This window comes from Acidimicrobiales bacterium, assembly GCA_035536915.1.
In the GTDB taxonomy this organism is placed as follows: domain Bacteria; phylum Actinomycetota; class Acidimicrobiia; order Acidimicrobiales; family JAHWLA01; genus JAHWLA01.
On record DATLNE010000007.1, the window covers coordinates 22848 to 32907 of the forward strand.

A 10060-nucleotide genomic window follows, 5' to 3' on the forward strand; every position below is an offset into this window, starting at 1 on the left:
AGGCCGTGAATGCAACCGGGATCGCAAGGAAAGTCGACGACCTCGGCCGGATCGTGCTGCCAGTGGAGATGCGCAGGCTGTTCGGCATCCGCCCTGGCGACGAGATGGAGATCTCTGTCGACGGGGGCAGCATCCACCTTCGCAAGGTGGAAGTCCGGTGCGTGTTCTGCGAGGGCACGGAGAACCTGCGGCCCTACCGGCAGAAGCAGATATGCACCTCCTGCGCCGCCGGCTTGTCCGGCTAACCGAGCTCCAGCGCCGCGGCGTAGACCTCGCGCTTGGGCACGCCGAGCTCGGCGGCCACGGCGGCGACGGCCGTCTTCTTGTCGTCGCCCGCGTCGAGCCGACGACGTAACGCGGCATCGACGTCGACTTCCTGCGGCGCCGGTGGCGCGCCCTCCACGACGATGACGTACTCGCCGCGGGGCTCGCCGATGTCGAGCTCCCCCAACGTGCCGCGCTGCACCTGTTCGTGGAGCTTGGTGAGCTCACGGGCCACGGCAGCTCGGCGTTCCGGGCCGCACGCCTTGGCCAGGTCGTCGATGGTCTGGGCCACCCGGTACGGCGATTCGTAGATCACCGTCGTGCGCGGCTCGGCTGCCACTGCGGCGAGCCTGGCGGCGCGCTCCTTGCCCTTGCGCGGCAGGAAGCCTTCGAACACGAAGCGGTCGCTGGGCAGCCCGCTCAGCACCAGTGCGGTGAGTACGGCAGAAGGGCCGGGCACGATCTCGACGGGCAGGCCCGCGGCGATCACGGCGGCGACGACCCGTTCGCCCGGGTCCGACACTGCGGGCATGCCGGCGTCGGTGACGAGGGCGACCCGCTTGCCGGCGGCCACCCACTCGACCACCCGCTCGGCTTGTTCGGCCTCGTTGTGCTCGTGGACAGCGACGAGGCGCGGCCCGCTGATGGAGGCGTGCGTCAACAGCTTGCGGCTGTGCCGCGTGTCCTCGCAGCAGATGACGTCCGCACTGCGCAGGGCCTCGACAGCGCGGGGAGACAGGTCGCCGAGGTTGCCGATCGGCGTACCGACGACCACCAACGCGGGCTTCGAGTCCCGGGACGGCGGCTCGGTCATCCGCCCTTCATTTCGAGTGCGTCGCCCGCATGAAGCCCCCAGCGGTCGAAGGCGCCGGCTTCGGCTTCGATCACCGAGCGGGCCTTGAGGCGGGGCTTGCCCACTCGCCACGGCGCCATGCACACCGTCTCCAGCACGCGCAGGTCGCCGTCGCAGTAGGCGACGTCGATGGCGAAGCGCATGCCGACGGTGTGCACCGAACGGGCGGGCCGCAGCAACAACGCACCCTCGAAGGAGTCACGGCCCAACAGCCCCCGCCGCCGCGACGAGCGCGCGTCGGCCACCTCCAGCGCGGCCAGCACCTCCCCCTCACGCAAGAGCCAGGGCATCAGACGTTGAAACGGATCTCCAGCACGTCGCCGTCGACGACTTCGTACTCCTTGCCCTCGACGCGCAACTTGCCCACGTCCTTGGCCGCCGACCACGAGCCCAGCTTCAACAGCTCGTCCCAGTGGATGACCTCGGCCCGGATGAAGCCCCGCTGCAGGTCGGAGTGGATCACGCCTGCGCACTCAGGCGCCTTGGCACCGGCCCGGAACGTCCACGCTCGCGATTCCTTGTCGCCGGTGGTGAAGAACGTGCGGCGCCCGAGCAGGTGGTAGGCGGCCCGCGCCACGCGGGGCAGCGCGCCCTCGCCCAACCCGAGGCCTTCGAGCAGTTCGGCCCGCTCCTCCGGCGGAAGCTGCGCCGTCTCCGACTCCAACTGCACGCTGACACCGAGCACCTCCGACACGTCGCCCAGTTCTTCGGCGACCGGCTTCACGATCGTCTCCATGTCGGCCACTTGGTCCTCGCCCAGGTTCACCACGGCGAGGATCGGCTTGTTGGTCAGCAGGAAGAACGACTTGAGCAAGGTGCGCTGGTCGGCGTCGAGCGTGCTGCGGTAGATCGGCGTGCCGCCCTGCAACACCTCAAGCGCCGCCTCCAGCGCCGCGACCTCGCCCAGCAACGACTTGTCGGACCGGGCGGCCTTGCGGCGCTTCTCCACCTGGTTCTCGACCGTGGAGGCGTCGGCCAACACCAGTTCGAGCTCCAGCACCTGGAGGTCTTCCACGGGGTCGGTGTCGCCCACGACGTTCTCGTCGACGAAGGCTCGCAGCACCAGGCACAACGCATCGGCCTCGCGGATGCCCGCCAGGAAGCGGTTGCCCAAGCCCTCGCCCGACGAGGCGCCCGCCACCAGGCCGGCGATGTCGACGAACTCGACGGTGGTGTGCACGGTCTTGCGGCTCTGGCTCATCTCCGACAGCGCCAGGAGGCGGTGGTCGGGCACCTGCGCCACACCGACGTTGGTCTCGGTGGTGGAGAACGGGTGGGGGGCGACAGCAGCCGAGCCGCCGGTCAACGCATTGAACAAAGCCGACTTACCGGCGTTGGGTAGGCCGACGATGCCGAGACGCTCCATTTCCCGAAGGCTACCGGCAACGTCTACCCTGGCTTCTCGTCATGTCGAAGAAAACCAACAAGCGCAAGCTCCGGGCCAAGAAGAAGGCCAACCACGGCAAGAAGCCGAACTGCGGCCGCTAAGGCCCAGTCGTTCGCTTCAGCACGTCGGTCGTCGATCCCTGGAGGTTCCACCACCAGTCGACGACCTCGAAGCCGAGTTCGACGTTGATCTTCAGCATGGGCTCGTTGCTCCCTGCGTTCCACGTCTCGACGGCGGAAACGTCGGGACGCCGGTCGAGCAGCCGTAGCAGCATCTCGGCCTTGAGCAGCCTGCCCAAGCCGTGGTTGCGGTGCTCGGGCCACACCCCGGTGTTGCCCTGGCTGACGGTGCTTCGCCCCTGCACGAAGCCGATCTCGGTGTACCCGGCGACCTCGTTCGTGACGGCGTCGACGGCCGCCACCGTCCACATCGTTGTGCCCTGCGCCACCCGAGCTGTGTCGCGCTCGACCAACTCGTCGGGGGTGAGGACTGTCGGCTCCATCTCGAAGTCCTCGAGCGGCGCCGTGTTCATGACCGCCTCGGCCCGCGCCATGCGCTCCACCCACTCGGCGGGCGTCGGCCCCTCCCACGACACCAGCTCGTAGCCAGGCACCGGCGCTGCCCACTTTTCCAACAACCCCCGGTCGAGCCCGTCGAGGCGCAGCCCGCTGCGGCGCTCCCGCAGCTTGGCCACCATCCCCACTGCCTCGGCAAAGGCGGGACCGGTCCCGTGCTCCCGACACCCGCTGTCGAGCAGGGTGCGCCCGTCGGCCAGTGCGTGTTCGGCGGCGGCCCGCAGCAGCGAACGGCCCACGCCGCGGCGCCGGGCCATGGGCGCCACGTCGAGCCACAGCTCTGCCTCGTGGCGGTTGGTGGACAGGTACGCGCAGATGAGCACGACGGTGCCGACGATGGTGTCGTCGTCGGTCCGGGCGACCCAACGCGTCGTCCGTCGCCACGACAGCGGGTGACGAGCCTGGGCCAGGAAGTCCTCCCACGAGTCGGGCTCCCAGTCGGGGGTGAGCTCCAGCTCGTTGGCTCGGGCGACCTCGTAGGCGGCGCGCAGGTCCGCTTCCGGCGCCGTCTGTTCGTCGAGCAGTTCGATGCGCATGGCTCCGGTGTAGCGAATTAGCGTCGCCGATGTGCGGGAATTAGCAGCCCTCCTCGTCGGCGACCCGCCCGAGGTGTGGGAGTCGACGGGCTTCGTGGTGGCCGACGGCGCCGTCGCCGTCAGCGGGGTGGCGCTGCGGCTGGGCCAAGCTGAGCCGGGCTTGTCGGGCTGGGAGCTGCGCGACGGCGCCGGCGGCCCGCCCACCCCCGACCACCCCAACGGCGTGACCGACATCGACCATGTGGTCATGGCTACGCCCGACCTCGATGCCACGGTCGACACGCTGGTGGCGGGCGGCCACAACCTGCGGCGCATCCGCGAGGCGGGCAACGGCGTACGCCAAGCCTTCTTCCGGCTCGGCCCGGTGATCCTCGAAGTGGTGGGCCCTATGGAGCAGTCGGGCCTGTGGGGCATCACCTTCACCGTGCACGACCTCGACGCCACCGCCGCCTTCCTGGGTGACCGCCTCGGCGCGGTGAAAGACGCCGTGCAACCCGGGCGCCGTATCGCCACCCTTGCCCGCTCGGCCGGCTCCACCGTGCCCATCGCCTTCATCTCGAAGCAGTGACCGACAACTGGGAACCCGAAGTCGCCGAGCTGCGCCGTCGCGAATCGATGGCCCATCACATGGGCGGCCACGAGAAGGTCGAACGGCAGCACGCGGCGGGCAAGCTCACTGTGCGCGAGCGCATCGACGGGCTGCTCGACCCCGGCACCTTCCATGAGGTCGGCGCCCTGGCGGGCCGGGCCGTCTACGACGGCACCGAACTGGTCGACCTGACACCCACCAACTTCGTCATGGGGCGCGGGCGCATCGAGGGCCGCCCAGTGGTGGTGGGCGGTGACGACTTCACCGTGCGGGGTGGCGCCGCCGACGCCTCCATCTGGCAGAAGCAGGTCATGGCCGAGCAGATGGCCAACGAACTGCGGCTGCCCATCGTCCGCCTGGTCGACGGCAGCGGTGGGGGCGGCTCGGTGAAGTCGCTGGAATCAATGGGCCGCACCTACGTGCCGTTCAACCCGGGGTGGGATTGGGTGGTGGCCAACCTGGCCACCGTCCCCGTGGTGTCGCTGGCCCTCGGCAGCGTGGCGGGCCTGGGGGCGGCCCGGGTGGTGACGAGCCACTTCTCGGTGATGGTGAAGGGCACCTCGCAGGTCTTCGTCGCCGGTCCGCCGGTGGTGGCCCGCTTGGGCGAGGAGGTCGACAAGGAGACGCTGGGCGGCAGCCACGTGCACGCCCGCAACGGCGTGGTCGACGCCGAGGCGGCGTCCGAGGACGAAGCCTTCGAGCTGGCCCGCCGCTTCCTCGCCTACCTCCCCTCGTCGGTGCACGACGCCCCGCCCCGAGGGCCGCAGGCCGACGACCCGGAGCGACGCGACGACTGGCTCATCGGCGCCGTCCCCAAGAACCGCCGCAGCGCGTTCAAGATCCGCCCCGTCATCGAGTCGTTGGTGGATGCGGGCTCGTTCTTCGAGATGGGCAAACTGTGGGGACGCTCCGCCGTCACCGGCCTGGCCCGTCTCGACGGGTGGCCGGTGGCCGTCCTGGCGTCCGACCCGTACCACTACGGCGCAGGGTGGACGGCGGAGGCGTCGCAGAAGGTGGCCCGTTTCGTCGACCTGGCCGACACCTTCCATCTGCCCGTGGTGCACCTGGTCGACCAGCCCGGCTTCGTCATCGGGACAGCGGCCGAGCAAGCGGGCACCATCCGGGCGGGCGCCCGCGCCTTGGCCGCCGTCTACCAGGCGAGCGTGCCGTGGTGCTCGGTCATCCTGCGGAGGGCCTTCGGGGTGGCCGGCGCGGCCCATCAGAACCACGCCCGCCTGTCGTACCGCTACGCCTGGCCGTCGGGCGACTGGGGTTCGTTGCCCATGGAGGGCGGCATCGAGGCCGCCTACAAGGCGCAGTTGGAAGCGGCCGACGACCCCGACGCGCTGCGAGCGGAGATACAAGCCAAGCTCGACCTGGTGCGCTCCCCGTTCCGCACCGCCGAGGCGTTCCTCGTCGAAGAGATCATCGACCCTCGCGACACCCGCCCGTTGCTCTGCGAGTTCGCCGAACTGGCGGCACCGCTCCGGGGAAGCGGCCCGTCAGCCCGCCCCTTCCGTCCGTAAGGAGTTGCGCGGATAGGTCACCCGCCACGCGCCGTAGGTCTTCTCGGCGGCCTGGGGCCGCCGAGACAGGCGCTGTGCTCATTGGTCGCCTCGCCTATCGGCTCGGCTCCTAGGACATCGGCCAGGACGGAGGGCCGGTCGGTCATCACCCCGTCGACGCCCAGGGCGATGAGCCTGCGCATCTCCTCGGGCTCGTCGATGGTCCACACGTGCACGGCGAGGCCTGCTTCGTGGGCGGCGGCGACGAAGCGCTCGTCGACGATCACCGTGTCGCCGTGGGCGGGCGGCACCTGGAGGGCGACATGCGACGTAGGCGGCGGCGGGGAGCCGTCGCGGACGGCGAAGTAGAACGCCGCGGTGGCCATGGTGCCCGCCGAGGTGCCGACCTCGGGCGCGCACGCCGAGAACCGCTCGGTGGCGATGTCGTGGAACGAGGCCACGATCACGTCGTCGCTGCGCCCGTGCTCCCGCAGCACGGCGGCCAGCGTCGCCTCGTAGCCCGTCGTCTCCTTGATGTCGAGGTTCAGGTACACGCCGGGGAAGGCGTCGAGCACCTCGTGCAGCGACGGGATGCGGTACGCAGGGTCGTCGGGAGCGAGGCCCCGTAAGGGCCACGGACCGGACTCGTGGTCGACGACCTCGCCGGGCCGCCACCAGTAGGCGTTGTCGAGCGCCTGCACGTCGGCCAGCGTCATCTCGGTGATGCGGCCGGTGCCGTTCGTCGTGCGGTCGACCGTGGCGTCGTGGCACACCACCAACTCCCCGTCGGCCGTGGGATGCACGTCGAGCTCCAAGGCGTGCGCACCGGTGGCCACCGCCGCCCGCATAGCCGCCAACGTGCTCGACGGCTGCTCCCGCGCCCCGCCTTGGTGGGCGTAGTTCAACACCCGGCGGCCCAGCCACACGTTGTCCATGACGGGTGAAGCTAGCTTCGCCCCTCATGGTCCTCGCACTCGATGTAGCCGACGGCGTCGCCGTCGTCACCCTCAACCGACCCGAAGCCCGCAACGCCCTGGACAGCGAGCTGATCACTGCGCTCGACACCACCATGTCGGAGCTCGACGCTCGCGACGACGTGGCTGCCATCGTGATCACCGGTGCCGACCCCGCCTTCTGTGCCGGGCTCGACCTCAAAGAACTGGGCGGGACCGGTGAGAACCTCAGGGGCGGCACAGCCAGCGGCCGCCCGTGGGCCCGCACCCGCAAGCCCGTCGTCGGCGCCGTGAACGGCCCTGCCATCACCGGTGGGTTGGAGCTCGCCCTGCAGTGCGATTTCCTCGTGGCGTCGCCGCGGGCTCGCTTCGCCGACACCCACGCCCGTGTGGGCATCCTCCCCGGCTGGGGCCTGACCGTCCTGCTGCCGCAGGCGGTCGGCATCCGCAAAGCACGTGAGATGAGCTTCACCGGCAACTTCGTCGATGCCGAAGAAGCGCTGGCCCTCGGGTTGGTCAACCGCCTCGTCGACCACGACCGCTTGCTCGACGAAACCCGGCGGCTGGCACTCGACATCGCCGGCAACGACGGTGCCACGGTGCAGGCGTTTCGCGCCTCCTACGAGCGCATCGTGGGGCTCACCACCGAGGAAGGCTTCCGCCGGGAGTCGCAAGCGCAACGGGAGTTCAACGTGGGCTTCGATCCCGCCGAGGTTGCCCGCCGCCGGGCCGCCATCGTGGACCGGGGCCGGGCTCAGGCCAGCGACGCCAGCGGCACCTGAGGACGAGCGCCGATGTGGGAGATGACCTCGGCGGCAGCCAGGCTCCCCAACTCGGCGCACCGCTGCCACGACTCGCCCCGCGCCAATCCGAAGAGGAACCCGGCGGCGTAGAGGTCGCCCGCGCCCGTGGTGTCGACCACCCGTTCCACGGGCACGGCGGGCACCACCACGGTGTCGCCGCCTGACACCACGACAGAGCCGTGCTCGCTGCGGGTTACCGCCGTCACCTGGCACACGTCGCGCGCCCGTTCCAGCGCTTCCTTCACGTCGTCGACCTGGAACAGCGAGAGGATCTCGACTTCGTTGGCGAACAACACGTCGACATCACCGGCGATCAGCTCGAGGAACTCGTCCCGATGACGGTCGACGCAGAACGGGTCCGACAAGGTGAAGGCCACCAAGCGGTCGGCCTCGTGGGCCACGGCCACGGCGCGGCGCAAGGCGTCGATCGCCTGGGGCGGGTCCCACAGGTAGCCCTCCAGGTAGGTGACCTTGGCCCGCTTGATTACGGCGGGGTCCACGTCGTCCGCGTGCAGGCCGGTGGCGGCGCCCAAGAACGTGTTCATGGTGCGCTCGCCGTCGGGCGTCACCAACACGAGACAGCGTGCCGTGGGCTCGCCCGCCGTCGCAGGCGGGGTGTCGTAGTGGACGCCGATGGAGCGGATGTCGTGCGCGAACACCTCACCGAGCTGGTCGTCGCGCACCTTGCCGATGAAACCCGCTGCGCCGCCGAACGACGCCACGCCCGCCACCGTGTTGGCGGCCGAGCCGCCCGAGACCTCGACGGCGGGGCCCATCTCGGCATAGAGCTGCTGGGCGCGGTCGGCGTCGACGAGGGCCATCGTGCCTTTGGCCAAGCCGTATGCGGCCAGCGTCTGGTCGTCGGTGGAGGCGATGACGTCGACGATGGCGCTGCCCAGCGCGACGACGTCCAGGTCAGGGGCGACAAGCGACATGGAGGCGACGGTAGTGGCGTTAGTGTCGGCCCGTGGAGCCCACTTACCGCCTGCCCCGCGACGTCGAGCCCCATCGTTACGAGCTCACGCTGACCCCCGACCTCGAGCGCTTCACGTTCGCAGGCGAGGAGCGAGTGCACGTCACCGTTCACGAGCCGGTGCGCCAGGTCGTGCTCAATGCCTTGGACCTGGAGATCCTCGAAGCCGAGCTGGTGGCCGACGACGGGCGGCGCATCCCGGCGAGCGTCTCCTACGACCTCGACGAGGAGCGGGCCGTGCTCACCCTCGACGAGGAAGTGGCACCGGGCGAGTGGTGGCTGCACGCCACCTTCACCGGCGTGATCGCCGAGTCGCTGCGCGGGTGGTACCGCTCGACGTTCACGGGCGACGACGGCGAGGTCCGCACCATCGCCACCACCCAGTTCGAAGCCACCGATGCCCGCCGGGCCTTCCCGTGCTGGGACGAGCCCGATCGCAAGGCCGTGTTCTCGGTCACCCTCATCGTCGACCACGACCTGTTCGCGGTGTCGAACGGGCCGATCGCCGAAGACGAAGACCTCGGCAACGGCAAGCGCCAGGTGCGCTTCGCCGACACCATGAAGATGTCGACGTACCTTGTGGCCTTGGTGGTGGGGCCGCTGGTGGCCACCGAGCCCCTCGACGTCGACGGCACCCCGGTGCGGGTGGTGTGCGTGCCGGGCAAGGACCACCTGGCCGACTTCGCGCTGGAGATCGCCGCCCACTCACTGCGCTACTTCACGGCGTACTTCGGCATCCCCTACCCGGCCGAGAAGCTCGACCTCATCGCCCTGCCCGACTTCGCCATGGGCGCCATGGAGAACCTCGGGGCCGTCACCTTCCGCGAGAGCGTGCTGCTCACCGACCGCGCCGCGGCGTCGCGGGTCGAACTCGAGCGGATCGCCGACGTCGTGGCCCACGAGATCGCCCACATGTGGTTCGGCGACCTGGTGACCATGAAGTGGTGGAACGGGATCTGGCTCAACGAGGCGTTCGCCACCTTCATGGAGATCATGGGTGTCGACCAGTTCCGTCCCGACTGGGAGCGGTGGTCCTCGTTCGGGCTCGACCGCGCGTCCGCCCTCCTCACCGACGGGTTGGCGACGACTCGCGCCATCGAGTTCCCGGTCGAGAAGCCGTCCGAGGCCGAGGGGATGTTCGACATCCTCACCTACGAAAAGGGCGGTGCCGTTCTCCGGATGCTCGAGCAGTACCTCGGTGAAGACCGCTTCCGCGACGGCATCCGCCACTACCTCCGCGCCCACGAGTACGGCAACGCGGAGACGACCGATCTCTGGGACGCGATCGAGGAAGCGTCTGGTGAGCCCGTCCGAGCGACGATGGACTCGTGGATCTTCCAAGGAGGCCACCCCGTTCTCCGAGTCGACTGCGGTGAGGACGGGTCGTCAGTCGTGCTCCGCCAGCGCCGGTTCCGCTACCGCGCCAGCGACGACGACGCCGACATCCGGTGGCAGATCCCGGTGCTGATCAGGGCCGGCGTCGACGGCGCCGAGCAGCGCCGCCGCCTGTTGCTCTCCGACGAGTCGGCCACGCTCGACTTCGGCGGCAAGGTCGCTTGGGTCATGGCCAACGACGGCGCGTCCGGGTTCTACCGCACGAGCTACGACAGCGAGCTGCTCGG

The 10060-nt window shown here is 70.0% G+C and carries 11 protein-coding genes; 5 read left to right on the forward strand and 6 right to left on the reverse strand.

Translation table 11 applies throughout. The features are described 5' to 3' along the window. Nucleotides 1-5 precede the first annotated feature (5 nt). Nucleotides 6-245 carry an AbrB/MazE/SpoVT family DNA-binding domain-containing protein gene (locus VM938_01920; GenBank protein HVF73779.1) on the forward strand — a complete coding sequence of 80 codons (240 nt, stop codon included), beginning with the start codon at nucleotides 6-8 and terminating at the stop codon, nucleotides 243-245. On the opposite strand, the gene rsmI is transcribed toward VM938_01920, so the two are convergent. The 4 genes from rsmI to VM938_01940 form a co-directional block, all read right to left on the reverse strand. Continuing rightward, nucleotides 242-1078, reverse strand: a complete 837-nt coding sequence (gene rsmI, locus VM938_01925; GenBank protein HVF73780.1) for a 16S rRNA (cytidine(1402)-2'-O)-methyltransferase — start codon at nucleotides 1076-1078, stop codon at nucleotides 242-244. The genes VM938_01920 and rsmI overlap by 4 nt on opposite strands. Beyond that, entirely contained in the window at nucleotides 1075-1407 is a 333-nt protein-coding gene (locus VM938_01930; GenBank protein ID HVF73781.1) for a DUF192 domain-containing protein, read from the reverse strand. Before VM938_01930 ends, rsmI begins: the two co-directional genes overlap by 4 nt. Then, nucleotides 1407-2483 carry a redox-regulated ATPase YchF gene (gene ychF / locus VM938_01935; protein HVF73782.1) on the reverse strand — a complete coding sequence of 359 codons (1077 nt, stop codon included), beginning with the start codon at nucleotides 2481-2483 and terminating at the stop codon, nucleotides 1407-1409. Before ychF ends, VM938_01930 begins: the two co-directional genes overlap by 1 nt. Nucleotides 2484-2601: 118 nt before the next feature. Beyond that, nucleotides 2602-3615, reverse strand: a complete 1014-nt coding sequence (locus VM938_01940) for a GNAT family N-acetyltransferase (protein ID HVF73783.1) — start codon at nucleotides 3613-3615, stop codon at nucleotides 2602-2604. 31 nt (nucleotides 3616-3646) lie between these two features. Here VM938_01940 and VM938_01945 point away from each other — a divergent pair, with 31 nt between their 5' ends. Both VM938_01945 and VM938_01950 read left to right on the forward strand, forming a co-directional pair. Continuing rightward, on the forward strand, nucleotides 3647-4183 hold the full coding sequence (locus VM938_01945; protein ID HVF73784.1) for a hypothetical protein: 537 nt from the start codon (nucleotides 3647-3649) through the stop codon (nucleotides 4181-4183). Further along, on the forward strand, nucleotides 4180-5730 hold the full coding sequence (locus VM938_01950) for a carboxyl transferase domain-containing protein (GenBank protein ID HVF73785.1): 1551 nt from the start codon (nucleotides 4180-4182) through the stop codon (nucleotides 5728-5730). Before VM938_01945 ends, VM938_01950 begins: the two co-directional genes overlap by 4 nt. A gap of 17 nt (nucleotides 5731-5747) precedes the next feature. Here VM938_01950 and VM938_01955 read toward each other — a convergent pair whose 3' ends face one another. After that, nucleotides 5748-6644, reverse strand: a complete 897-nt coding sequence (locus tag VM938_01955) for a glycerophosphodiester phosphodiesterase (protein ID HVF73786.1) — start codon at nucleotides 6642-6644, stop codon at nucleotides 5748-5750. Between the two features lie 26 nt (nucleotides 6645-6670). Between VM938_01955 and VM938_01960 the strand changes: the two genes are divergently transcribed. Further along, nucleotides 6671-7444 (forward strand): enoyl-CoA hydratase, encoded by a 774-nt coding sequence (locus VM938_01960; GenBank protein ID HVF73787.1) that lies wholly within the window; start codon nucleotides 6671-6673, stop codon nucleotides 7442-7444. Here the strand turns inward: VM938_01960 and VM938_01965 are convergent. After that, a complete protein-coding gene (locus VM938_01965; GenBank protein HVF73788.1) occupies nucleotides 7417-8400 on the reverse strand; it encodes an adenosine kinase in 984 nt (327 codons plus the stop codon). The genes VM938_01960 and VM938_01965 overlap by 28 nt on opposite strands. A gap of 32 nt (nucleotides 8401-8432) precedes the next feature. Between VM938_01965 and VM938_01970 the strand changes: the two genes are divergently transcribed. Next, nucleotides 8433-10060, forward strand: a 1628-nt coding sequence (locus VM938_01970; GenBank protein HVF73789.1) for a M1 family metallopeptidase, incomplete at its 3' end; no start/stop codon positions are given.

Coding starts and splice junctions, on each gene's coding strand:
- rsmI (HVF73780.1), bottom strand. CDS start 1,078: ATGACCGAGCCGCCGTCCCGGGACTCGAAGCCCGCGTTGGTGGTCGTC.
- VM938_01930 (HVF73781.1), bottom strand. CDS start 1,407: ATGCCCTGGCTCTTGCGTGAGGGGGAGGTGCTGGCCGCGCTGGAGGTG.
- ychF (HVF73782.1), bottom strand. CDS start 2,483: ATGGAGCGTCTCGGCATCGTCGGCCTACCCAACGCCGGTAAGTCGGCT.
- VM938_01940 (HVF73783.1), bottom strand. CDS start 3,615: ATGCGCATCGAACTGCTCGACGAACAGACGGCGCCGGAAGCGGACCTG.
- VM938_01955 (HVF73786.1), bottom strand. CDS start 6,644: ATGGACAACGTGTGGCTGGGCCGCCGGGTGTTGAACTACGCCCACCAA.
- VM938_01960 (HVF73787.1), top strand. CDS start 6,671: ATGGTCCTCGCACTCGATGTAGCCGACGGCGTCGCCGTCGTCACCCTC.
- VM938_01965 (HVF73788.1), bottom strand. CDS start 8,400: ATGTCGCTTGTCGCCCCTGACCTGGACGTCGTCGCGCTGGGCAGCGCC.